Genomic DNA, 21,928 nt, shown 5'->3' on the forward strand with positions numbered 1-21,928 from the left:
GGGGGGGGGGGGGGGGGTTTTTTTTTGTGTGGTGTTTTTGTTTGTGGGTTTTTTTTTTGTTGGGGGGGGGGGGGGGGGGGGGGGGTGGTGGGGGGGGGGGGGGGGGGGGGGGGGGGGGGGGGGCCGCCCCCCCCCCCCCCACCGCCCCGTCGTGTCACGCCGACGCCGGCGGATACAGCGATCTCGGCAGCTGCGCGGCCGCCGTCGTGTCCAGGAGCCACAGGGTGCGGGCCCGGCCGCGGGCGCCCGCCGCCGGGGCCTGGATCTCGCCCGTGCCGGACAGCGCCATCGCCACCGCGTTCGCCTTGTCCGCGCCCGCCGCCAGCAGCCACACCTCGCGGGCCGCGCGGATCGCGGGCAGGGTGAGGGAGACGCGGGTCGGCGGGGGCTTGGGGGAGCCGTGGACGCCCACCACCGTGCGTTCCGTCTCCCGCACCGCCGGGTGCTCGGGGAACAGCGACGCCACATGCGTGTCCGGGCCGACGCCCAGCATCAGCACGTCGAAGGTGGGCACGTCGCCGTGGTTGCCGGGTCCCGCGGCGCGGGCCAGCTCCTCGGCGTACGCCTCAGCGGCCGCCTCGACGTCCGCGCCGTGCGGGCCGTCCGAGGCGGGCATGGCGTGCACCCGCTTCGGATCCAGGGGCACGGAGTCCAGCAGGGCCTCGCGGGCCTGCGTGACGTTGCGCTCCGGATCGCCCTCCGGCAGGAACCGCTCGTCGCCCCACCACAGGTCCAGCCGGCCCCAGTCGACCGCGTCACGGGCGGGCGCGGCCGCCAGGGCGGCCAGCACGCCGTTGCCGTTGCGGCCGCCGGTGAGGACCACGGACGCCGACCCCGTCGAGGTCTGCGCGTCGACGATCCTCGTGATCAGCCGGGCCGCGGCGGCCTGCGCCATCAGCTCCTTGTCGCGGTGGACGACCAGCTGGGGAGCGCTCACTTCGCGGCCGCCTTCCTCGCCGGGGCCTTCTTGGCGGCCTTGCCGGCCGCGCGCGGGGCCGGGGCCTTCGCCGCGTCCTCCTCGGACTCCGCGGCCGGCTCGCCCGCGTCACCGGCGGAGGCCGACGCGCCGTTCAGCCGGTCCACGCCGAAGCGCAGCGCCGAGGCGTACGTGTCGTCCGGGTCGAGCCGCCGCAGCTCCTCCCCGATCAGCTCGGCGGTGTCCCGCCGCTTCAGGGCCACCGCACGGTCCGGCTGCCCCTGGACGGACAGGGAGGCCAGCCTGCCGTCCGCCCGGTCCAGGGTGACCGGGCCGCAGCTGGTGTCCATCCGGACCGCCGTCAGCCCCGGACCGGAGGACAGCGAGCGCTTCACCGGCACGTCCAGCCGGTCCGCGAGCCACATCGCCAGCAGCTCGCAGCTCGGGTTGAACTCCTCACCCTCCACCTCGACGCCCTTGACCTCGCAGGTGACCTGGTCCAGGGCGGCGGCCAGCATCGAGCGCCACGGCGTGATCCGGGTCCACGCCAGGTCCGTGTCGCCCGGCGTGTACGCCTCGGCCCGCGCCGCCAGGTCCTGTACCGGCTGCTCGGCCGTGTACGTGTCGGTGACCCGGCGCTGGGCCAGGGCGCCGAGCGGGTCCTTCGCCGGGTCGAGCGGTGCGTTCACCGGCCACCAGACGACGACCGGGGCGTCCGGCAGGAGCAGCGGGAGGACCACCGACTGCGCGTGGTCCACCACCTCGCCGTACAGGCGCAGCACCACCGTCTCGCCGGTGCCCGCGTCCGCGCCCACCCGCACCTCGGCGTCCAGGCGCGAGGAGGTGCGGTCCCGGGGCGTGCGCGAGACGCGCCTGATGACGACCAGAGTGCGCGAGGGGTGCTCGTGCGAGGCGTCGTTGGCCGCCTTCAGCGCGTCGTAGGCGTTCTCCTCGTCGGTCACGATGACGAGGGTGAGCACCATGCCGACGGCCGGGGTGCCGATCGCCCGGCGGCCCTGCACCAGCGCCTTGTTGATCTTGCTGGACGTGGTGTCGGTCAGGTCTATCTTCATGGCCGGCGCCAGCTCCGTCCGTCTCGTGCGAGCATCTCGTCCGCCTCCGCGGGGCCCCACGTCCCGGAGGGGTACTGGGCGGGCCTGCCGTTCGCGTCCCAGTACTCCTCGATCGGGTCGAGGATCTTCCAGGACAGTTCGACCTCCTCCGTGCGCGGGAAGAGGTTGGAGTCGCCGAGCAGGACGTCCAGGATCAGGCGCTCGTACGCCTCCGGGCTGGACTCGGTGAACGACTCGCCGTAGGCGAAGTCCATCGACACGTCCCGGATCTCCATCGAGGTGCCCGGCACCTTGGAGCCGAAGCGGACGGTGACGCCCTCGTCCGGCTGGACGCGGACGACGATCGCGTTCTGGCCGAGCTCCTCGGTGGCGGTCGTGTCGAAGGGGGAGTGCGGGGCCCGCTGGAAGACCACCGCGATCTCCGTCACGCGGCGGCCGAGGCGCTTGCCGGTGCGCAGGTAGAAGGGGACGCCCGCCCAGCGGCGGTTGTCGATCCCCAGCTTCACCGCGGCGTACGTGTCGGTCTTCGACTTCTTGTCGATGCCCTCTTCCTCGAGGTAGCCGATGACCTTCTCGCCGCCCTGCCAGCCGGCCGCGTACTGGCCGCGCACGGTCGACCGGCCCAGGTCCTTCGGCAGCCGCACCGCGCCGAGCACCTTGGTCTTCTCCGCGGCGAGCGCGTCCGCGTCGAAGGAGGCGGGCTCCTCCATCGCGGTCAGCGCGAGCAGCTGCAGGAGGTGGTTCTGGATGACGTCGCGGGCGGCGCCGATGCCGTCGTAGTAGCCGGCCCGGCCGCCGATGCCGATGTCCTCGGCCATGGTGATCTGCACATGGTCCACGAAGGACCGGTTCCAGATCGGCTCGAACATCGTGTTGGCGAAGCGCAGCGCCAGGATGTTCTGGACGGTCTCCTTGCCCAGGTAGTGGTCGATGCGGAAGACCTGGTCCGGGGCGAAGACCTCGTGCACGATCGCGTTGAGCTCCTCGGCCGACGCGAGGTCGTGGCCGAAGGGCTTCTCGATGACCGCGCGCCGCCAGGAGCCGCCCGTCTGGTCGGCCAGCTGGTGCTTCTTGAGCTGCTGGATGACGACGGGGAAGGACTTCGGGGGAACGGAGAGGTAGAAGGCGAAGTTGCCGCCCGTGCCCTGCGCCTTGTCCAGTTCCTCGATCGTGCCGCGCAGCCGCTCGAAGGCGTCGTCGTCGTCGAAGGTGCCCTGGACGAAGCGCATCCCCTGGATGAGCTGCTGCCAGACCTCCTCGCGGAACGGGGTCCGGGCGTGCTCCTTGACCGCGTCGTGCACGACCTGCGCGAAGTCCTCGTGCTCCCAGTCGCGGCGGGCGAAGCCGACGAGTGAGAAGCCCGGCGGGAGCAGACCCCGGTTGGCGAGGTCGTACACCGCGGGCATGAGCTTCTTGCGGGACAGGTCGCCCGTCACGCCGAAGATGACCAGGCCCGACGGCCCCGCGATGCGCGGGAGCCGTCGGTCGGCGGGGTCACGGAGCGGGTTCGCTCCGGTGGCCGGAAGGGGCGCCAAGGTCTCAGCCCTCCGCGGGGGCGAGGCGCTCCAGCTCCGCCTCGGTCGACTTCAGCAGGTCGTTCCAGGACGCCTCGAACTTCTCGACGCCCTCCTCCTCCAGGACCCGGACCACGTCGTCGTACGCGATGCCGAGCCGCTCGAGCGCGTCGATGTCGGCGCGGGCCTGCTCGTAGGTGCCGCTGACGGCGTCGCCGCGGATCTCCCCGTGGTCCTCGCTCGCCTCCAGCGTGGCCTCCGGCATGGTGTTGACCGTGTTCGGCGCGACCAGTTCCTCGACGTACATGGTGTCCTTGTACGCCGGGTCCTTCACGCCGGTGGAGGCCCACAGCGGGCGCTGCCTGTTCGCGCCCGCGTTCTCCAGCGCGCTCCAGCGGTCCGAGGCGAAGACCTCCTCGTAGGCCTGGTAGGCGAGGCGCGCGTTGGCGACGCCCGCCCTGCCGCGCAGGGCCTTGGCCTCGGGGGTGCCCAGCTCGTCGATCCGCCGGTCGATCTCGGTGTCCACGCGGGACACGAAGAAGGACGCCACGGAGTGGATCTTCGACAGGTCCAACCCCTTCTCGCGCGCCTTCTCCAGGCCCGTGAGGTAGGCGTCCATGACCTTGCGGTAGCGCTCCAGCGAGAAGATCAGCGTGACGTTGACGCTGATGCCGTTGCCGATCGTCTCGGTGATCGCCGGCAGGCCCGCCTGGGTCGCCGGGATCTTGATCAGGGTGTTCGGGCGGTCGACCAGCCAGGCGAGCTGGCGGGCCTCGGCCACGGTCGCCTTGGCGTTGTGCGCCAGCCGCGGGTCCACCTCGATGGAGACCCGGCCGTCCGTGCCGCCGGTCGCGTCGAAGACCGGGCGCAGGATGTCGGCGGCGTCCCGGACGTCCGCCGTGGTGATCATGCGGATCGCCTCTTCGACGGTCACCCGGCGGGCGGCGAGGTCGGACAGCTGCTGCTCGTAGCCGTCGCCCTGCGAGATCGCCTTCTGGAAGATCGTCGGGTTGGTGGTGACGCCCACGACGTGCTGCTGGTCGATCAGTTCGGCGAGGTTGCCGGACGTGATCCGCTTGCGCGACAGGTCGTCCAGCCAGATCGCGACGCGCTCCTCGGAGAGGCGCTTCAGTGCGTCTGTCATGGAATGTGTCATCTCCTACGTGTCGTATATGAGCGTCAGCGCTGGGCGGCGGCGAGGGATTCCCGGGCCTTGGCGGCCACGTTCTCGGCGGTGAAGCCGAACTCGCGGAAGAGGACCTTGGCGTCGGCGGAGGCACCGAAGTGCTCCAGGGAGACGATGCGCCCGGCGTCCCCCACGTACTTGTGCCAGGTGAGACCGACCCCCGCCTCGACCGCGACGCGGGCCCGGACGTTCGCCGGCAGAACGGTCTCCCGGTACCCCGGGTCCTGCTCCTCGAACCACTCCACGGACGGCATGGACACCACACGCGTGGGGACGCCCTCGGCCTGGAGCCGCTCACGCGCCTCGACGGCCACATGCACCTCGGAACCGGTGGCGATGAGGATGACCTGCGGCTCACCGCCCTCCGCCTCGAACATGACGTAACCGCCGCGCGCGGCCTCGTCGTTGGGCTCGTAGGTCGGCACGCCCTGGCGGGTCAGCGCGAGGCCGTGCGGGGCGCCCTTGCCGAACTCCTTCGTCCAGCGCCGCAGGATCTCGCGCCAGGCGATCGCGGTCTCGTTCGCGTCCGCCGGGCGGACGATGTTGAGGCCCGGGATCGCGCGCAGCGAGGCCAGGTGCTCGACCGGCTGGTGGGTGGGGCCGTCCTCGCCGAGGCCGATGGAATCGTGCGTCCACACGTACGTCACCGGCAGGTGCATCAGGGACGACAGGCGCACCGCGTTGCGCATGTAGTCGGAGAAGACCAGGAAGGTGCCGCCGTAGACACGGGTGTTGCCGTGCAGCGTGATGCCGTTCATCACCGCGGCCATCGCGTGCTCGCGGATGCCGAAGTGGACGGTGCGGCCGTACGGGTCCGCCTCCGGCAGCGGGTTGCCCGCCGGGAGGAAGGACGACGTCTTGTCGATGGTGGTGTTGTTCGAGCCGGCCAGGTCGGCGGAGCCGCCCCACAGCTCGGGCACGACCTCGCCCAGCGCCTGGAGCACCTTGCCGGACGCGGCGCGCGTGGCGACGCCCTTGCCCGCCTCGAAGACCGGGATCTTCTCCTCCCAGCCGGCGGGCAGCTCGGCACCGGCGATCCGGTCGAACTCCGCGGCGCGCTCGGCGTTGCCGTCGCGCCACTCCTGCAGGGACTTCTCCCAGGCGTCCCGGGCCTGACGGCCGCGGTCGAGGGCCTCGCGGGTGTGCGCGAGCACCTCGTCGGAGACCTCGAAGTGCTTCTCCGGGTCGAAGCCGAGGACCCGCTTGGTGGCCGCGACCTCGTCCTCGCCGAGCGCCGAGCCGTGCGCGGCCTCGGTGTTCTGCGCGTGCGGGGCCGGCCAGGCGATGATCGAGCGCATCGCGATGAAGGACGGCCGGTCGGTGACCGCCTTGGCCTCCTGGATCGCGGCGAAGAGCGCCTGCGGGTCGAGGTCGCCGTTCTCCTTCGGCGCCACGCGCTGCACGTGCCAGCCGTAGGCCTCGTACCGCTTGACGGTGTCCTCGGAGACGGCCGTCTCCGTGTCGCCCTCGATCGAGATGTGGTTGTCGTCCCAGAACAGGACCAGGTTGCCGAGCTTCTGGTGGCCGGCCAGCGAGGACGCCTCGGCGGAGATGCCCTCCTGGAGGCAGCCGTCACCGGCGACGCAGTAGACGAAGTGGTCGAACGGGGACTCGCCCTGCGGAGCCTCCGGGTCGAACAGACCGCGCTCGTAGCGGGCGGCCATCGCCATGCCCACCGCGTTGGCCACGCCCTGGCCCAGCGGGCCCGTGGTGGTCTCGACGCCCTTGGTGTGCCCGTACTCCGGGTGACCGGGGGTCTTCGAGCCCCAGGTGCGGAAGGACTTCAGGTCGTCCAGCTCCAGGCCGAAGCCGGCCAGGTACAGCTGGGTGTAGAGGGTCAGGGAGGAGTGGCCGGCGGACAGCACGAAGCGGTCGCGCCCCACCCACTGCGGGTCGGCCGGGTCGTGCCGCATCACCTTCTGGAAGAGGGTGTAGGCGGCGGGAGCCAGGCTCATCGCCGTACCGGGATGGCCGTTGCCGACCTTCTGTACGGCGTCGGCGGCCAGGACGCGCGCCGTGTCGACCGCGCGGTCGTCCAGCTCGGTCCACTGGAGGTCTGTGGTGGTCGGCTTGGTGCTCACCCTGGGTCAGGGCTCCTCTCCACATGTCGGTTGCCGGTGCACTGGACGTACACCGGCTGCCGGCGTTCTCGGCGTCGGCCGGCCGCTGTCGAGCCTACCCCCGGAGGGACGTGCGTTTTTTCGAGTCATTACAGACTGCCGGGCCTGTCGGGCATCCGCCCGTCCACCGGCCCGGACCGCGTTCGGCAACTGAATACGCAGCCGCTCATCCGATCGCTCAATCGAGCTCGCGCACGCCCGTTGGACGACCGCCCGGCCGGTACGGACGCCGGTGCCCGGGCCGCGCGGCCAACACGACCCCACCCCCGCGAATGTCCGGGTCTGGGCAACGTCTACAGTGGCGTGGTACGCGCGAGCCTTCACCGTCGGTTCACCGGGTGGGGGCTCGCTGGGATGTCTCTGTCAGGGGTGTGCGTGACGGCCGTCGAATCCCGTCCAGCGGGGGTACTCGGTGCGAGCCAGAGCCCGAGTCACCGGCCGTTCGGGGCCCGTGTCAAGGCGTTCGTGGCGCTGACCAAGCCGCGGATCATCGAGCTGCTGCTGATCACCACCGTTCCGGTGATGTTCCTGGCCCAGCGGGGCGTGCCCGACCTGACGCTGGTGCTGCTCACCTGCGTCGGCGGCTATCTGTCCGCGGGCGGCGCCAACGCGCTGAACATGTACATCGACCGCGACATCGACGCCCTGATGGACCGCACCTCGCAGCGGCCGCTGGTGACCGGCATGGTCAGCCCGCGCGAGTGCCTCGCCTTCGGCATCACGCTGGCCGTCGTCTCGACGCTGCTGTTCGGCCTCACCGTCAACTGGCTGTCGGCGTGGCTGTCACTCGGAGCGCTCCTCTTCTACGTCGTCGTCTACACGATGATCCTCAAACGGCGTACCTCGCAGAACATCGTCTGGGGCGGCATCGCCGGCTGCATGCCAGTGCTGATCGGCTGGTCCTCGGTCACGAACTCCATGTCCTGGGCGCCCGTCATCCTCTTCCTCGTCATGTTCTTCTGGACCCCGCCGCACTACTGGCCGCTGTCCATGAAGGTCAAGGACGACTACGCGCGCGTGGGCGTGCCGATGCTGCCGGTCATCGCCTCCAACAAGGTCGTCGCGCGGCAGATCGTGATCTACAGCTGGGTGATGGTCGGCGTCTCCCTGCTGCTGACGCCGCTCGGCTACACCGGCTGGTTCTACACCGCGGTCGCCCTGGCGGCGGGCGGCTGGTGGCTGTGGGAGGCGCACGCCCTGCAGAACCGGGCCAAGGCCGAGGCGACGGGCGGCAAGCTCAAGGAGATGCGCCTGTTCCACTGGTCCATCACCTATGTGTCGCTGCTGTTCGTGGCGGTGGCGGTGGATCCCTTCCTGCGCTGAGCGCCCCGCCGGCGGCGCGGGCGGCCGCGGACGAGCGGCGGCCGGCCGGTCGTGCGACGACGCCTCCCGGGTGGTCAAGGCCACTCGCCCCGCCTGTCGCAGCGTCGTCTACCCGTCGGTAGCATCCTGACCATGGCAGACACCAAGCAGGTTGACGAGGGCACGGACCCCAAGCAGCTCGCCAGGGCCGAGCGCCGGGCGACCACGCTCGCCCGGCAGATCAGCGCCTTCTCCAAGGCGCACGGCGGCGCCGAGGGCCAGGTGGCCTACATCGGCGAGCGCGGCGCCCGGATCGTGCTCGTCGGCGCGGACGGGGGCTGGGGCGACCTGGTGGCGCCCAGCCGGGCGATCGCCGAGCAGGCGGTGGAGAAGGCCGGGATCACCGTCCACGAGGCGTTCGACGGCGACTTCGCCGCGAAGGTGAGGACGGGCCCGTACGAGTGGACCCGTATGGCGGGCATCCAGGTCGGCGGCCCGAGCAACGGCTGACAGTCGTCGGATCTTCCTACGGGTCGCGGCGGAGCAACACCTGACGCCCGGTTCACCCGTTAGGACCTGAGAGAGGACCAGGTCCAGTCACGGGAGAGCCCGGATGATCGAAACGCCGTCCCTGGTGGACCAGTACTGCCACGGCGTACTGAGGACGGAGCTGGGCCTCGGCACCTTCGAGGCCCGGCTCGCCCGCACCGAGGGGCCGCCCGCACCGGGCACCACCCTCTTCGACACCCAGACCGGCTTCGCCGTGCGCCGCTGGTGCCCGCCGCTGCTCGGCCTCGAACCGCACTGCCCGCCCGCCCGGTATCTGGCCCGGCGCCGCGAGCTGGGCGTCCTGGAGACCGGCCGCAGACTCCTGCGCGGCAGCGGCATCACCACCTACCTCGTCGACACCGGCCTTCCCGGCGACCTCACCGGCCCCGCCGAGATGGCCTCGGCGGGTGCCGCCGAAGCCCGCGAGATCGTGCGCCTGGAACTCCTCGCCTAGCAGGTCGCCGACACGTCCGGCACCGTCGAGTCCTTCCTCGCCAACCTCGCCGAGTCCGTGCACGGCGCCGCGGCGCACGCCGTCGCCTTCACCTCCGCCGCGGGCGCACGGCACGGCCTGGCCATCGCGCCCGAGCCACCGGGGCCGGGGGAGGTGCGGAGGGCGGCGAGCCGCTGGCTGGCCGGACGCCGGGCCGGCGAAGAACTCGGCGACCCGGTGCTGCTGAGCCACCTGCTGTGGATCGCCGTCGCCGCGGGCATCCCGCTGCAACTGCGCGCGGGGCCCGGCGAGCCCGGCCCGCGCACCGGCCCCACGGGTCCGGCGCCGCTCACCGACTTCGTACGGGCGACCGCGGGCCTCGGCACGGACATCGTGCTGCTGCACGGCTGTCCGCACCACCGGCACGCCGCCCACCTCGCGGGCGTCTTCCCGCACGTGTACGCCGACTCGGGCGCCGCGCTGGTACGCACCGGGGCCCGGGCGGCGGCGGTCCTCGCCGAGATCCTGGAGCCGGCCCCCTTCGGCAAGATCCTCTTCTCGAGCGGGGCGCACGGCCTGCCCGAGCTGCACGTCGGGGGGGCGGGGGTGTTCCGCGAGGCGCTCGGCGGGGTGCTCGGCGCCTGGGTCGCCGAGGGAGCCTGGTCGCCGGCCGACGCCCAGCGGGTGGCGGGCCTGATCGCCGCGGGGAACGCGCGGCGGGTGTACCGATTGGAGTGACCTGCCCCGCCGGTCGCCTGGACGGTGTGTACCGAGCCGGTGGGGCGGGCGTGCCGGGGGTGTCCCGCCGGGGCCTGCGGCGTGCGGCGTGCGGCCTGCGGCGTGCGACGTGCGGGTGCGGATCGCTGCGACCGGCCGTGGGTGGGGCGTGGGCCGCCGCGATCGGCCGTGGGAGGGGTGCTGGTCGCCGCGATCGGCCGCCTGCGGGTGCGGGCCTCCCGCGTTCCGCCGTGGGCGGGTGCCGCCGCCGCTGCTACGACGCCTTCGTCAGCGCGGCCCCGGCCGCCGGGCCCGGCAGGTCCGCCGTCGCCGCGGGCCGCTCGCGCAGCGCCAGCAGCACGCGCAGCACCCCGATCCACACCAGGCAGGAACCCAGCATGTGCAGGCCGACCAGTACCTCGGGCAGATGCGTGAAGTACTGCACGTAGCCGATGACGCCCTGACCGAGCAGGACCAGGAACAGGTCCCGGGTGCGGTGCAGCGGGCCGGTGGGGGCCTCGACCGCCTTCAGGACGAACCACAGGGCGAACGTCAGTGTCACCACGATCCAGGCCAGCACGGCGTGCAGCTTGGTGACCGTCTCCCAGTCCAGCGGGATGCGCGCGACCTCCTTGGAGTCGCCCGCGTGCGGCCCCGCCCCGGTCACCACCGTGCCGACCGCGATCAGCAGCACGCTCGCGGCCACCAGGAACCACACCAGCTGCCGCACCGCCGCGCCGACCAGCGGGCGCGGCGCCGTGTCACCCTCGCGGGTGCGCTGCCACATCACCGTGGCGACCGTGATGAGCGCCGTGGACAGCAGGAAGTGCGCCGCGACCGTGTACGGGTTCAGGCCGACGAGCACCACGATGCCGCCGAGCACCGCGTTGCCCATGACGACCCAGAACTGCGCCCACCCCAGCCGGGTGAGGCCACGCCGCCAGGGCTTCTGCGCGCGCGCCGCGACGATCGCCCAGCCGACGGCCGCGCACAGCACGTACGTCAGCATGCGGTTGCCGAACTCGATCACGCCGTGCAGACCCATCGCCCGGGTCGTGGTCAGCGAGTCCTCGGTGCAGGTGGGCCAGGTCGGGCAGCCCAGACCGGAGCCGGTCAGGCGCACCGCGCCGCCGGTGACGACGATGACGACCGCCATGACGAGCGCGGCGAGTGCCGCGCGCTGGACGGTCCTCGGACGCGGGGTCCAGCGGGCGGCGACGAAGGCGAGCGGGTTGCGCACGGCCGCTACGGCGTCGGCGCGGGTCAGCTTTGGCACGCGTCCCATGGTAGGCGGCTGCTTGTGCACGCTTTCACGAGGGTCGGTCGGAGGACCCGCGGCCCTACTCCCAGCGGAAGAACTTCCCGGCGGCCGCCAGCCCCACGACCGCCCACACCGCGAGGATGCCGAGGTCGCCCCAGGGCGTCGCGGCGCCGTGCTGCAGCACCGCCCGCAGCCCGTCCGACAGCGCGGAGACGGGCAGCAGCCCCAGGACCTCCTGGACGCCGGAAGGGAACTTGTCCAGCGGGACGATCACTCCGCCGCCGACGAGCAGCAGCAGGAAGACCAGGTTGGCGGCCGCGAGGGTGGCCTCGGCCTTGAGGGTGCCGGCCATCAGCAGGCCGAGGCCCGAGAAGGCCGCCGTGCCGAGGACCAGCAGCAGGAGGACGGCGAGCGGGTCGCCGTGCGGGGACCAGCCCAGGGCGAAGGCGACGACCGTCAGCAGGACGATCTGCAGGACCTCGGTGACCAGCACCGACGCCGTCTTGGCCGTCATCAGGCCCCAGCGGGGCAGCGGCGAGGAGGCCAGCCGCTTCAGCACCCCGTACCGGCGCTCGAAGCCGGTGGCGATGGCCTGGCCGGTGAACGCCGTCGACATCACCGCCAGCGCGAGGACGCCCGGGGTGAGGAAGTCGACGGCCCTGCCGGCGCCGGTGTCCACGATGTCCACCGAGCTGAAGAGCGCCAGGAGCAGCGTCGGGATCACCACGGTCAGCAGCAGCTGCTCGCCGTTGCGCAGCAGCATCCGGGTCTCCAGCACCGCCTGCGCCGCGATCATGCGGGGGAGCGGGGCCGGCCCGGGCTTGGGGGTGTAGGTGCCGGTGGCGGTGGTCACGAGCGCAGCTCCTTGCCGGTCATCTCGAGGCTGTGCTTCTCCGGGGGGCAACCCCCGGACCCCCGGCCGAGGCGTCGGCGAACCCGCGTCATGAGCGCAACTCCTTGCCCGTCATCTCGAGAAAAACGTCCTCCAGGGTGTGCCGCTCGACCGAGATGCGGTCCGGCATCACCCCGTGCTGCGCGCACCACGACGTGACCGTGGCGAGCAGTTGCGGGTCCACCTTGCCGGCGACGACCCGGTAGCCCCCCGGCGTCAGCTCGGCCGCGGTGCAGTCGGCGGGCAGCGCCTTGAGCAGCGAGCCGACGTCGAGGCCCGGACGGCCGGTGAAGCGCAGGGTGTTCTCGGCGCCGCCGCGGCACAGCTCCTCGGGGGTGCCCTGGGCTATGACCCGGCCCGCGTCGATGATCGCGACGTCGTCGGCGAGCTGCTCGGCCTCGTCCATGTGGTGCGTGGTGAGGATGACCGACACCCCGTCGGCGCGCAGGTCGCGCACGAGGTCCCAGGTGGCCCGGCGGGCCTGCGGGTCCAGTCCGGCGGTCGGCTCGTCCAGGAACACCAGCTCCGGGCGGCCCACCACGGCCATCGCCAGCGCGAGCCGCTGCTGCTGGCCGCCGGAGAGGCGGCGGTACGCCGTCCGCCCGCAGCCGCCGAGCCCGAGCCGCTCGATCAGGGCGTCCACGTCCAGGGGGTGCGCGTGCAGCCGGGCGACGTGGCGCAGCATCTCGTCCGCGCGGGCGCCGGAGTAGACGCCCCCCGACTGGAGCATCACGCCGATCCGGGGACGCAGCCGCGCGGACTGCGTCACCGGGTCGAGGCCCAGGACGCGCACCGTGCCGGAGTCCGGCTTCCGGTACCCCTCGCAGGTCTCGACGGTCGTCGTCTTGCCCGCACCGTTGGGGCCGAGTACGGCGGTCACGCCCGGCCGGGCCACCAGGTCGAGGCCGTCCACGGCGGTCTTCGTGCCGTACCGCTTCACCAGGCCCTGTACCTGGACCACGGGCTCACTTCGCATGGGTCCAGAGTCTAGGTAGGCGCCCGGCGCTGCGGGCGGGCGGGTGCGGAAACCCTCCGTACGGGGCGTTCGGCGCATGATCAAAGATCGTTTGCGCAGGTGGGATTAGGTTCACCTAAGTGATGCAGGGCACCGCCGGGTCGTTCGGGCGGCGCTTGTCAGTCTCCGAGGAATTACGCAACAATGGCGTTGTGAAAAACGTCGGCGAGGCCCGGGAGACCCCCACGGGGGCCCCTCACGAGGAGCTCGCGACCGGTGAGCGCTCGACGCGCAACCGCGTCGCGCGGTCCATCCTGGACCACGGCCCGTCGACCGTCACCGAGCTGGCCGGACGTCTGGGGCTCACCCCCGCGGCCGTACGGCGGCACCTGGACGCGCTGGTCGCCGACGACGTCGTGGAGGCGCGTGAGCAGCGCGTGTACGGAGCGCGCACGCGCGGCCGCCCCGCCAAGGTGTTCGCGCTCACCGACTGCGGCCGGGACGCCTTCGACCAGTCGTACGACAAGCTGGCCGCGGACGCGCTGCGCTGGATCGCCGAGCGCGAGGGCGGGCAGGAGGCGGTCGCCGCCTTCGCCCGGGCCCGGATCGCCGCCCAGGCCCGCGCCTACCGCAGGGCGATCGAGAGCGTGGCCCCCGACCGGCGCGCCGAGGCGCTGGCGAAGGCGCTGAGCGCGGACGGCTACGCTGCTACGGCGCGCAGCGCACCGGTCGGCGAGCAGCTCTGCCAGCACCACTGCCCGGTGGCCCACGTCGCGGAACAGTTCCCCCAGCTGTGCGAGGCGGAGACGGAGATCTTCGCCGAGCTGCTCGGAACGCACGTCCAGCGACTGGCCACCATCGCCCACGGCGACGGCGTCTGCACGACGTTCATCCCCAAGATTTCCGACGACGCATCACACGACGCATCCGCTAGCACGGCCGGGAGGAACCCCGCATGACTCTCCCCACGGAGACTGCTCACCCCGAACTCGAGGGCCTGGGCAAGTACGAATACGGCTGGGCCGACTCCGACACGGCCGGCGCCTCCGCCAGGCGCGGCCTGAACGAGGAGGTCGTCCGCGACATCTCGGACAAGAAGTCCGAGCCGGAGTGGATGACCAAGCTGCGTCTGAAGGGCCTGAGGCTCTTCGAGAAGAAGCCCATGCCGAACTGGGGCTCGGACCTGTCGGGGATCGACTTCGACAACATCAAGTACTTCGTGCGCTCCACGGAGAAGCAGGCGGAGTCCTGGGAGGACCTGCCCGAGGACATCAAGAACACGTACGACAAGCTCGGCATCCCCGAGGCGGAGAAGCAGCGCCTCGTCGCCGGTGTCGCGGCCCAGTACGAGTCGGAGGTCGTCTACCACCAGATCCGCGAGGACCTGGAGGAGCAGGGCGTCATCTTCCTGGACACCGACACCGCGCTGAAGGAGCACCCGGAGCTCTTCAAGGAGTACTTCGGCACCGTCATCCCGGCCGGTGACAACAAGTTCGCCGCGCTGAACACCGCCGTGTGGTCCGGCGGCTCCTTCATCTACGTGCCGAAGGGCGTGCACGTGGAGATCCCGCTCCAGGCCTACTTCCGCATCAACACGGAGAACATGGGCCAGTTCGAGCGGACCCTGATCATCGTCGACGAGGGTGCCTACGTGCACTACGTCGAGGGCTGCACCGCCCCGATCTACAAGTCGGACTCGCTGCACTCCGCGGTCGTCGAGATCATCGTCAAGAAGAACGCCCGCTGCCGCTACACGACCATCCAGAACTGGTCGAACAACGTCTACAACCTGGTCACCAAGCGCGCCGTGGCCTACGAGGGCGCGACCATGGAGTGGGTCGACGGCAACATCGGCTCCAAGGTGACGATGAAGTACCCGGCCGTCTACCTGATGGGCGAGCACGCCAAGGGCGAGACTCTGTCCATCGCCTTCGCGGGCGAGGGCCAGCACCAGGACGCGGGCGCCAAGATGGTCCACATGGCCCCGAACACCTCGTCCAACATCGTCTCCAAGTCGGTGGCGCGCGGTGGCGGCCGTACCTCCTACCGCGGGCTGATCGAGATCGGCGAGGGCGCCCCGGGCGCCAAGTCGAACGTGCTGTGCGACGCGCTGCTGGTCGACACCATCTCCCGCTCGGACACCTACCCCTACGTCGACGTCCGCGAGGACGACGTGTCCATGGGCCACGAGGCCACCGTCTCCAAGGTCTCCGAGGACCAGCTCTTCTACCTGATGAGCCGCGGTCTGTCCGAGGACGAGGCGATGGCGATGATCGTGCGCGGCTTCGTCGAGCCGATCGCCAAGGAGCTGCCCATGGAGTACGCGCTGGAGCTCAACCGGCTGATCGAGCTGCAGATGGAGGGCGCGGTCGGTTAGTCACCGGCCCGGGCCGGCCTCCGCCGGCCCGCCGTCCCCGTCAAGCCACTTACCGCAAGAAAGCGAGCATTACGACAGCCATGGCTGAGGCCCAGAACATCCCGGTGGGTTCGACCACCGCCGGCTCGATCGCGGTCGCCGCCGAGTCGACCGTCGCCACGCGCATGAGTGCCCCGCCCTCCTTCGACGTGGCGGACTTCCCGGTCCCGCACGGCCGTGAGGAGGAGTGGCGCTTCACCCCGCTGGAGCGGCTGCGCGGCCTGCACGACGGCACCGCGGCCGCCACCGGCGAGGGCGTGAAGGTCGAGGTGCAGGCCCCCGAGGGCGTCACCGTCGAGGCCGTCGGCCGTGACGACGCCCGGCTCGGCAGGGCGGGCACCCCGGTGGACCGCGTCGCCGCGCAGGCCTACTCCGCCTTCGAGAAGGCCTCGGTCGTGACCGTGCCGAAGGAGACCGTCCTCACCGAGCCGATCCGCATCGCGGTGCACGGCCAGGGCGGCACGGCCTTCGGCCACCAGATCGTGGAGCTCGGCGCCTTCGCCGAGGCCGTCGTCGTCATCGACCACACCGGTGACGCGGTGCTCGCCGCCAACGTCGACTACCTCCTGGGCGACGGCGCCAAGCTGACCGTCGTCTCGGTGCAGGACTGGGACGACAAGGCCGTCCACGTGGCCCAGCACAACGCCCTCGTCGGCCGGGACGCCTCCTTCAAGTCCGTGGTCGTCACCTTCGGCGGCGACGTGGTCCGGCTGCACCCGCGCGTGACGTACGCCGGCCCCGGCGGCGAGGCCGAGCTGTTCGGCCTGTACTTCACCGACCAGGGCCAGCACCAGGAGCACCGCCTCCTGGTCGACCACAACACCCCGCACTGCAAGTCCAACGTCGTCTACAAGGGCGCGCTCCAGGGCGACAGCGCCCACGCGGTGTGGATCGGCGACGTGCTCATCGAGGCGAAGGCCGAGGGCACCGACACCTACGAGATGAACCGCAACCTCGTCCTCACGGACGGCGCGCGGGTCGACTCGGTGCCGAACCTGGAGATCGAGACCGGCGAGATCGTCGGCGCCGGTCACGCCTCGGCCACCGGCCGCTTCGACGACGAGCAGCTCTTCTACCTGATGGCCCGCGGCATCCCGGAGCACGAGGCCCGCCGCCTGGTGGTCCGCGGATTCTTCGCCGAGCTGGTCCAGCAGATCGGCCTCGAGGACATCGAGGAGCGTCTGCTCGCCAAGATCGAGGAAGAGCTGGAGGCATCGGTCGCATGAGCGCCTTCGTCCGCGCCTGTGCGCTGAGCGAGCTGGAGGACGGCACCCCGAAGCGGGTGGAACTCGACGGCACCCCCGTCTCGGTCGTCAAGACCGAGGGCGAGGTGTTCGCGATCCACGACATCTGCTCGCACGCGAACGTCTCGCTCTCCGAGGGCGAGGTGGAGGACTGCCAGATCGAGTGCTGGCTGCACGGCTCCAGCTTCGACCTCCGCACCGGCAAGCCGTCCGGCCTTCCCGCGACGCGCCCCGTCCCCGTATACCCCGTAAAGATCGAAGGGGACGACGTGCTCGTCTCCCTCACCCAGGAGTCCTGAGGCACCCATGGCAACGCTTGAAATCCGAGACCTGCACGTCACCGTCGAGGCAGACAACGCCACGAAGGAGATCCTCAAGGGCGTCGACCTCACCGTGAAGCAGGGCGAGACGCACGCCATCATGGGCCCCAACGGCTCGGGCAAGTCGACCCTCGCCTACTCCCTCGCGGGTCACCCGAAGTACACGATCACCAGCGGCACCGTCACCCTCGACGGCGAGGACGTCCTGGAGATGTCCGTCGACGAGCGCGCCCGCGCCGGCCTGTTCCTGGCGATGCAGTACCCGGTCGAGGTCCCCGGCGTCTCGGTCTCCAACTTCCTGCGCACCTCCGCCACCGCCGTCCGCGGCGAGGCGCCCAAGCTGCGCACCTGGGTGAAGGAGGTCAAGGAGGCCATGGAGCGTCTCCACATGGACCCCTCCTTCGCCGAGCGCAACGTCAACGAGGGCTTCTCCGGCGGTGAGAAGAAGCGCCACGAGATCCTCCAGCTGGAACTGCTCAAGCCGAAGGTCGCGATCCTCGACGAGACCGACTCCGGCCTGGACGTCGACGCGCTGCGCGTGGTGTCCGAGGGCGTCAACCGCGTCCGCGAGTCCGGCGAGGTCGGCACCCTGCTGATCACGCACTACACGCGCATCCTGCGCTACATCAAGCCCGACTACGTCCACGTCTTCTCGGGCGGCCGCATCGTCGAGTCCGGCGGCGCCGAGCTCGCCGACAAGCTGGAGAACGAGGGCTACGAGGCTTACGTGAAGGGTGGCGCATCCGAGTGACACAGCTGCCGGGCCTCCTCGACACCGAGGCGATCCGCAAGGACTTCCCCATCCTGGACCGCGTGGTCCACGACGGCAGGAAGCTCGTGTACCTGGACAACGCGGCGACCTCGCAGAAGCCGCGCCAGGTGCTGGACGCCGTGAGCGAGTACTACGAGCGCTACAACGCCAACGTCCACCGCGGTGTGCATGTGCTCGCCGAGGAGGCCACGGCGCTGTACGAGGGAGCGCGCGACAAGGTCGCCGCGTTCGTCAACGCGCCGAGCCGCGACGAGGTGATCTTCACCAAGAACGCCTCCGAGTCGCTCAACCTCGTGGCGAACATGCTCGGCTGGGCCGACGAGCCCTACCGGGTGGACCACGAGACCGAGATCGTCATCACGGAGATGGAGCACCACTCCAACATCGTCCCGTGGCAGCTGCTCGCGCAGCGCACGGGCGCGAAGCTGAAGTGGTTCGGGCTGACCGACGACGGCCGCCTCGACCTCTCCAACATCGACGAGATCATCACGGAGAAGACGAAGATCGTCTCCTTCGTGCTGGTGTCCAACATCCTCGGCACCCTGAACCCGGTCGAGGCGATAGTCCGCCGCGCCCAGGAGGTCGGTGCGCTCGTCTGCATCGACGCCTCGCAGGCCGCCCCGCACATGCCGCTGGACGTGCAGGCCCTGCAGGCCGACTTCGTGGCCTTCACCGGCCACAAGATGTGCGGCCCGACCGGCATCGGCGTGCTCTGGGGCCGCCAGGAGCTCCTCGAGGACCTGCCTCCGTTCCTCGGCGGCGGCGAGATGATCGAGACGGTGTCGATGCACTCGTCGACGTACGCTCCCGCCCCGCACAAGTTCGAGGCGGGCACGCCCCCGATCGCTCAGGCGGTCGGGCTCGGCGCGGCGATCGACTACCTGAACTCGATCGGGATGGACAAGATCCTCGCCCACGAGCACGCGCTCACCGACTACGCGGTGCGGCGGCTGGCCGAGGTGCCCGACCTGAGGATCATCGGCCCGACCACGGCCGAGGACCGGGGCGCCGCGATCTCCTTCACGCTCGGTGACATCCACCCGCACGACGTGGGCCAGGTCCTCGACGAGCAGGGCATCGCGGTGCGCGTGGGCCACCACTGCGCGCGGCCCGTCTGCCTGCGGTACGGAATTCCCGCGACCACGCGAGCGTCGTTCTATCTGTACTCCACGCCGGCCGAGATCGACGCACTGGTCGACGGCCTGGAGCACGTACGGAACTTCTTCGGCTGAAGGGCGTGAGCTGAGACCGTGAAGCTGGACTCGATGTACCAGGAAGTCATCCTGGACCACTACAAGAACCCGCACGGGCGGGGCTTGCGGGATGGCGACGCCGAGGTGCACCACGTCAACCCGACCTGCGGCGACGAGATCACGCTGCGCGTGAAGTACGACGGCACCACCATCGCGGACGTCTCGTACGAGGGTCAGGGCTGCTCCATCAGCCAGGCCTCGGCCTCCGTGCTGAACGAGCTGCTCGTCGGCAAGGAGCTGGCCCAGGCGCAGCAGATCCAGGAGACCTTCCTGGAGCTGATGCAGTCCAAGGGCCGGATCGAGCCGGACGACGCGATGGAGGAGGTCCTGGAGGACGCCGTCGCGTTCGCCGGTGTCTCCAAGTACCCCGCACGAGTGAAGTGCGCCCTCCTGAGCTGGATGGCGTGGAAGGACGCGACGGCCCAGGCGCTGGACGGAGCCGACGCCGAAAGGAAGACGGCATGAGCGAGACCGCGGAGATGAAGCCGGCCTCGGAGGAGGAGCTCCGTGAGGCCCTGATGGACGTCGTCGACCCCGAACTGGGCATCGACGTCGTCAACCTCGGCCTGATCTACGGCATCCACGTCGACGACGCGAACATCGCCACCGTCGACATGACCCTGACGTCGGCGGCGTGCCCGCTGACGGACGTCATCGAGGACCAGGCCAAGTCCGCCACGGACGGCCTCGTGAACGAGCTGCGCATCAACTGGGTCTGGATGCCGCCGTGGGGCCCCGACAAGATCACGGACGACGGGCGCGAGCAGCTGCGCGCGCTCGGCTTCAACGTCTGAGTTCCCCCCGGCCCGTTAGCGGCCGGCGAAGCGGCGACGCCGATCGGCGTCGCCGCTCTCGTTTTCCCGACCGGTGCCTTTTCCTGCCCGTCACCGCTGTGCGGCCTCGATGTGTACGGCCGTACACATCGAGCGTTACGCTTCCCGTATGGGATACGTGATGCTCGCCGGCGCCATCGCCGCCGAAGTCGCCGCCACCACCGCGATGAAGTACAGCGACGGCTTCAGCAGGCTCGGTCCCTCGCTGGTGACCGTCCTCGGGTACGTGGTCTCCTTCCTGCTGCTCGCCCGGACCCTCGAGTCCCTGTCCATCGGCACGGCCTACGCCATCTGGTCGGGGGTCGGCACCGCGACCGTCGCGGCGCTCGGGCTGGTGCTCTTCGGCGAGGGGCTGAGCACCGCCAAGGTCGCCGGGATCGTGCTGATCATCGGCGGAGTGGTGGTGCTGAACCTGGGCGGGGCCCACTGATGGCCCGGCGGCACGACCCCGAGCGGCGGCAGCGGATCATCGACGCGGCGATCCGGGTGGTCGGCGCCAAGGGCATCGCGGGCCTGAGTCACCGCTCCGCCGCCGCGGAGGCCGATGTGCCGCTCGGCTCCACCACATACCACTTCCGCACCCTCGACGAGCTGCTGGTCGCCGCGCTGCGGCAGGCCAGCGAGGGCTTCGCCAAGGCGATCGCCGCACGCGGCGGCCTGGAGGACGCGCGGAACGACCTGGCCGGGGAACTGGCGGCCCTGATGGGGGAGTGGCTCGCGGGCGACCGGACCGGGGTCGAGCTGGAGTACGAGCTCTACCTCGCCGCCCTGCGCCGCCCCGCCCTGCGTCCCGTGGCCGCCGAGTGGGCCGACGGCCTGGCGTCCCTCCTCGCCCGCCGCACCGACCCCGTGACGGCGAGGGCGCTGGTGGCGCTGATGGACGGCATCTGTCTGCAGGTGCTGCTGACCGGCGCGGCGTACGACGAGCGGTACGCGCGCGAGGTGCTCGCCCGGATCGTCCCGCCGCGTCCCCGTGACCGGCCGGAGTCCGGGCCGCCCGTCACCTGAGACGGTGCCGGGCGGGTTCGCCTCCACGCCCCCCGGCCGGTTAGGTTGCCCTCATGACCGACACGACTGCTCCTCGCACCACCGGCGCCGTGGCCGCCGGCCTCGCCACGATCGCCTCCGACGGCACCGTTCTCGACACCTGGTTCCCCGCACCCGAACTGGTCGAGCAGCCGGGCCCCGCCGGCACCGAGCGGCTGACCGCCGAGCAGGCGGCGGAGCTGCTGGGCGGCGGCGCCACCGCGGCGATCGGCCCGGACGCCCGCCGGGGCGTCGAGGTGGTCGCGGTCCGCACGGTCATCGCCTCGCTCGACGAGAAGCCGACCGACGCGCACGACGTCTACCTGCGCCTGCACCTGCTCTCCCACCGTCTGGTCAAGCCGCACGGCCAGAGCCTGGACGGCATGTTCGGCCATCTCGCCAACGTCGCCTGGACCTCGCTCGGCCCGGTCGCCGTCGACGACGTCGAGAAGGTGCGCCTGAACGCCCGCGCCGAGGGCCTGCACCTCCAGGTCACGTCCATCGACAAGTTCCCGCGCATGACGGACTACGTCGCCCCCAAGGGCGTCCGCATCGCCGACGCCGACCGCGTCCGCCTCGGCGCGCACCTCGCCGAGGGCACCACGGTCATGCACGAGGGCTTCGTGAACTTCAACGCGGGCACGCTCGGCACGTCCATGGTCGAGGGCCGCGTCTCGGCCGGTGTGGTCGTCGGCGACGGCTCGGACATCGGCGGCGGCGCCTCCACCATGGGCACCCTGTCCGGCGGCGGCAACGTCATCATCTCCATCGGCGAGCGCTGCCTGATCGGCGCCGAGGCGGGCGTCGGCATCGCGCTCGGCGACGAGTGCGTCGTCGAGGCCGGCCTCTACATCACCGCGGGCACCCGCGTCACCATGCCCGACGGCCAGATCGTCAAGGCCCGCGAGCTCTCCGGCGCCTCCAACATCCTCTTCCGCCGCAACTCGGTCACCGGCACGGTCGAGGCCCGCCCGAACAACGCGGTCTGGGGCGGCCTGAACGAGATCCTGCACAGCCACAACTGACCACCGGCGGCCGTGACCTGCGGCCGCCTAACCGATCAACGCTCTGACCTGCTGCCGAGCCGTCGGCACCTGTCGACGTTGGTCTCCATTGAGCGCCCTTCCACGGCCCCAGGACGGCCCG

The 21,928-nt window shown here is 71.3% G+C and carries 21 protein-coding genes and 1 pseudogene; 14 read left to right on the forward strand and 8 right to left on the reverse strand.

What is annotated here, in order from left to right; translation table 11 throughout:
* Window positions 1-154 precede the first annotated feature (154 nt).
* Genes pgl through tkt form a run of 5 tightly spaced genes read right to left on the reverse strand, consistent with a single transcriptional unit; the run spans window position 155 to window position 6,770 of the window.
* On the reverse strand, window positions 155-937 hold the full coding sequence (gene pgl, locus ACIPM1_RS26885) for a 6-phosphogluconolactonase (protein ID WP_402438907.1): 783 nt from the start codon (window positions 935-937) through the stop codon (window positions 155-157).
* Window positions 934-1,989, reverse strand: coding sequence for a glucose-6-phosphate dehydrogenase assembly protein OpcA (gene opcA, locus ACIPM1_RS26890; protein WP_402438909.1), 1,056 nt, complete (start codon window positions 1,987-1,989; stop codon window positions 934-936). The genes pgl and opcA overlap by 4 nt, the downstream gene beginning before the upstream one ends.
* On the reverse strand, window positions 1,986-3,524 hold the full coding sequence (gene zwf, locus ACIPM1_RS26895; RefSeq protein ID WP_402438911.1) for a glucose-6-phosphate dehydrogenase: 1,539 nt from the start codon (window positions 3,522-3,524) through the stop codon (window positions 1,986-1,988). Before zwf ends, opcA begins: the two co-directional genes overlap by 4 nt.
* A gap of 4 nt (window positions 3,525-3,528) precedes the next feature.
* The gene (gene tal, locus ACIPM1_RS26900; protein ID WP_402438913.1) at window positions 3,529-4,647 is read right to left on the reverse strand and encodes a transaldolase; all 1,119 of its coding nucleotides are present in this window, start codon (window positions 4,645-4,647) and stop codon (window positions 3,529-3,531) included.
* 35 nt (window positions 4,648-4,682) lie between these two features.
* Window positions 4,683-6,770: a transketolase gene (tkt, locus tag ACIPM1_RS26905; RefSeq protein ID WP_402438915.1), complete on the reverse strand. Its 2,088-nt coding sequence runs from the start codon at window positions 6,768-6,770 to the stop codon at window positions 4,683-4,685.
* Between the two features lie 393 nt (window positions 6,771-7,163).
* On the opposite strand from tkt, the gene ACIPM1_RS26910 reads away from it, so the two are divergent.
* The 3 genes and pseudogenes from ACIPM1_RS26910 to ACIPM1_RS26920 all read left to right on the forward strand — a co-directional run bounded on the left by ACIPM1_RS26910 (window position 7,164) and on the right by ACIPM1_RS26920 (window position 9,831).
* Entirely contained in the window at window positions 7,164-8,132 is a 969-nt protein-coding gene (locus tag ACIPM1_RS26910) for a heme o synthase (RefSeq protein ID WP_402438917.1), read from the forward strand.
* A gap of 132 nt (window positions 8,133-8,264) precedes the next feature.
* Window positions 8,265-8,621 (forward strand): hypothetical protein, encoded by a 357-nt coding sequence (locus ACIPM1_RS26915; protein WP_402438919.1) that lies wholly within the window; start codon window positions 8,265-8,267, stop codon window positions 8,619-8,621.
* Window positions 8,622-8,724: 103 nt separating this feature from the next.
* A pseudogene (locus tag ACIPM1_RS26920) lies at window positions 8,725-9,831 on the forward strand (amidohydrolase family protein).
* Between the two features lie 253 nt (window positions 9,832-10,084).
* Here ACIPM1_RS26920 and ACIPM1_RS26925 read toward each other — a convergent pair.
* The 3 genes from ACIPM1_RS26925 to ACIPM1_RS26935 form a co-directional block, all read right to left on the reverse strand.
* Window positions 10,085-11,095: a COX15/CtaA family protein gene (locus tag ACIPM1_RS26925; RefSeq protein WP_356186863.1), complete on the reverse strand. Its 1,011-nt coding sequence runs from the start codon at window positions 11,093-11,095 to the stop codon at window positions 10,085-10,087.
* Between the two features lie 55 nt (window positions 11,096-11,150).
* Window positions 11,151-11,867, reverse strand: a complete 717-nt coding sequence (locus ACIPM1_RS26930; RefSeq protein WP_402439091.1) for an ABC transporter permease — start codon at window positions 11,865-11,867, stop codon at window positions 11,151-11,153.
* A 145-nt stretch (window positions 11,868-12,012) separates the two neighbouring features.
* Window positions 12,013-12,939: an ABC transporter ATP-binding protein gene (locus ACIPM1_RS26935; RefSeq protein ID WP_402438921.1), complete on the reverse strand. Its 927-nt coding sequence runs from the start codon at window positions 12,937-12,939 to the stop codon at window positions 12,013-12,015.
* A 191-nt stretch (window positions 12,940-13,130) separates the two neighbouring features.
* On the opposite strand from ACIPM1_RS26935, the gene ACIPM1_RS26940 reads away from it, so the two are divergent.
* The 11 genes from ACIPM1_RS26940 to dapD all read left to right on the forward strand — a co-directional run bounded on the left by ACIPM1_RS26940 (window position 13,131) and on the right by dapD (window position 21,807).
* Window positions 13,131-13,877 carry a winged helix-turn-helix transcriptional regulator gene (locus ACIPM1_RS26940; RefSeq protein ID WP_356186854.1) on the forward strand — a complete coding sequence of 249 codons (747 nt, stop codon included), beginning with the start codon at window positions 13,131-13,133 and terminating at the stop codon, window positions 13,875-13,877.
* The gene (sufB, locus tag ACIPM1_RS26945; RefSeq protein WP_402438923.1) at window positions 13,874-15,295 is read left to right on the forward strand and encodes a Fe-S cluster assembly protein SufB; all 1,422 of its coding nucleotides are present in this window, start codon (window positions 13,874-13,876) and stop codon (window positions 15,293-15,295) included. Before ACIPM1_RS26940 ends, sufB begins: the two co-directional genes overlap by 4 nt.
* An 80-nt stretch (window positions 15,296-15,375) precedes the next feature.
* Window positions 15,376-16,560 carry a Fe-S cluster assembly protein SufD gene (gene sufD / locus ACIPM1_RS26950; RefSeq protein ID WP_402438925.1) on the forward strand — a complete coding sequence of 395 codons (1,185 nt, stop codon included), beginning with the start codon at window positions 15,376-15,378 and terminating at the stop codon, window positions 16,558-16,560.
* Entirely contained in the window at window positions 16,557-16,877 is a 321-nt protein-coding gene (locus tag ACIPM1_RS26955) for a bifunctional 3-phenylpropionate/cinnamic acid dioxygenase ferredoxin subunit (protein WP_402438927.1), read from the forward strand. Before sufD ends, ACIPM1_RS26955 begins: the two co-directional genes overlap by 4 nt.
* A gap of 7 nt (window positions 16,878-16,884) precedes the next feature.
* Entirely contained in the window at window positions 16,885-17,649 is a 765-nt protein-coding gene (sufC, locus tag ACIPM1_RS26960) for a Fe-S cluster assembly ATPase SufC (protein WP_356186842.1), read from the forward strand.
* Window positions 17,646-18,902: a cysteine desulfurase gene (locus tag ACIPM1_RS26965; RefSeq protein ID WP_356186839.1), complete on the forward strand. Its 1,257-nt coding sequence runs from the start codon at window positions 17,646-17,648 to the stop codon at window positions 18,900-18,902. The genes sufC and ACIPM1_RS26965 overlap by 4 nt, the downstream gene beginning before the upstream one ends.
* Window positions 18,903-18,920: 18 nt before the next feature.
* Window positions 18,921-19,388 carry a Fe-S cluster assembly sulfur transfer protein SufU gene (gene sufU, locus ACIPM1_RS26970; RefSeq protein WP_356186836.1) on the forward strand — a complete coding sequence of 156 codons (468 nt, stop codon included), beginning with the start codon at window positions 18,921-18,923 and terminating at the stop codon, window positions 19,386-19,388.
* Window positions 19,385-19,717, forward strand: coding sequence for a metal-sulfur cluster assembly factor (locus tag ACIPM1_RS26975; protein WP_356186833.1), 333 nt, complete (start codon window positions 19,385-19,387; stop codon window positions 19,715-19,717). The genes sufU and ACIPM1_RS26975 overlap by 4 nt, the downstream gene beginning before the upstream one ends.
* Window positions 19,718-19,865: 148 nt before the next feature.
* On the forward strand, window positions 19,866-20,186 hold the full coding sequence (locus ACIPM1_RS26980; RefSeq protein ID WP_356186830.1) for a multidrug efflux SMR transporter: 321 nt from the start codon (window positions 19,866-19,868) through the stop codon (window positions 20,184-20,186).
* Entirely contained in the window at window positions 20,186-20,764 is a 579-nt protein-coding gene (locus ACIPM1_RS26985) for a TetR/AcrR family transcriptional regulator (protein WP_402438931.1), read from the forward strand. The genes ACIPM1_RS26980 and ACIPM1_RS26985 overlap by 1 nt, the downstream gene beginning before the upstream one ends.
* A gap of 53 nt (window positions 20,765-20,817) precedes the next feature.
* On the forward strand, window positions 20,818-21,807 hold the full coding sequence (gene dapD, locus ACIPM1_RS26990; protein WP_356186825.1) for a 2,3,4,5-tetrahydropyridine-2,6-dicarboxylate N-succinyltransferase: 990 nt from the start codon (window positions 20,818-20,820) through the stop codon (window positions 21,805-21,807).
* The last annotated feature ends 121 nt before the right edge of the window (window positions 21,808-21,928 follow it).

This window comes from Streptomyces sp. NPDC086766 (assembly GCF_044746005.1).
Lineage (GTDB): Bacteria > Actinomycetota > Actinomycetes > Streptomycetales > Streptomycetaceae > Streptomyces.

Excerpts from the sequence above, each read along its gene's own strand:
- opcA (WP_402438909.1), bottom strand. The coding sequence starts at position 1,989 with ATGAAGATAGACCTGACCGACACCACGTCCAGCAAGATCAACAAGGCG.
- tal (WP_402438913.1), bottom strand. The coding sequence starts at position 4,647 with ATGACAGACGCACTGAAGCGCCTCTCCGAGGAGCGCGTCGCGATCTGG.
- ACIPM1_RS26910 (WP_402438917.1), top strand. The coding sequence starts at position 7,164 with ATGTCTCTGTCAGGGGTGTGCGTGACGGCCGTCGAATCCCGTCCAGCG.
- ACIPM1_RS26915 (WP_402438919.1), top strand. The coding sequence starts at position 8,265 with ATGGCAGACACCAAGCAGGTTGACGAGGGCACGGACCCCAAGCAGCTC.
- ACIPM1_RS26925 (WP_356186863.1), bottom strand. The coding sequence starts at position 11,095 with ATGGGACGCGTGCCAAAGCTGACCCGCGCCGACGCCGTAGCGGCCGTG.
- ACIPM1_RS26930 (WP_402439091.1), bottom strand. The coding sequence starts at position 11,867 with ATGATCGCGGCGCAGGCGGTGCTGGAGACCCGGATGCTGCTGCGCAAC.
- ACIPM1_RS26935 (WP_402438921.1), bottom strand. The coding sequence starts at position 12,939 with ATGCGAAGTGAGCCCGTGGTCCAGGTACAGGGCCTGGTGAAGCGGTAC.
- sufB (WP_402438923.1), top strand. The coding sequence starts at position 13,874 with ATGACTCTCCCCACGGAGACTGCTCACCCCGAACTCGAGGGCCTGGGC.
- sufD (WP_402438925.1), top strand. The coding sequence starts at position 15,376 with ATGGCTGAGGCCCAGAACATCCCGGTGGGTTCGACCACCGCCGGCTCG.
- ACIPM1_RS26955 (WP_402438927.1), top strand. The coding sequence starts at position 16,557 with ATGAGCGCCTTCGTCCGCGCCTGTGCGCTGAGCGAGCTGGAGGACGGC.
- sufC (WP_356186842.1), top strand. The coding sequence starts at position 16,885 with ATGGCAACGCTTGAAATCCGAGACCTGCACGTCACCGTCGAGGCAGAC.
- ACIPM1_RS26975 (WP_356186833.1), top strand. The coding sequence starts at position 19,385 with ATGAGCGAGACCGCGGAGATGAAGCCGGCCTCGGAGGAGGAGCTCCGT.
- ACIPM1_RS26980 (WP_356186830.1), top strand. The coding sequence starts at position 19,866 with ATGGGATACGTGATGCTCGCCGGCGCCATCGCCGCCGAAGTCGCCGCC.
- ACIPM1_RS26985 (WP_402438931.1), top strand. The coding sequence starts at position 20,186 with ATGGCCCGGCGGCACGACCCCGAGCGGCGGCAGCGGATCATCGACGCG.
- dapD (WP_356186825.1), top strand. The coding sequence starts at position 20,818 with ATGACCGACACGACTGCTCCTCGCACCACCGGCGCCGTGGCCGCCGGC.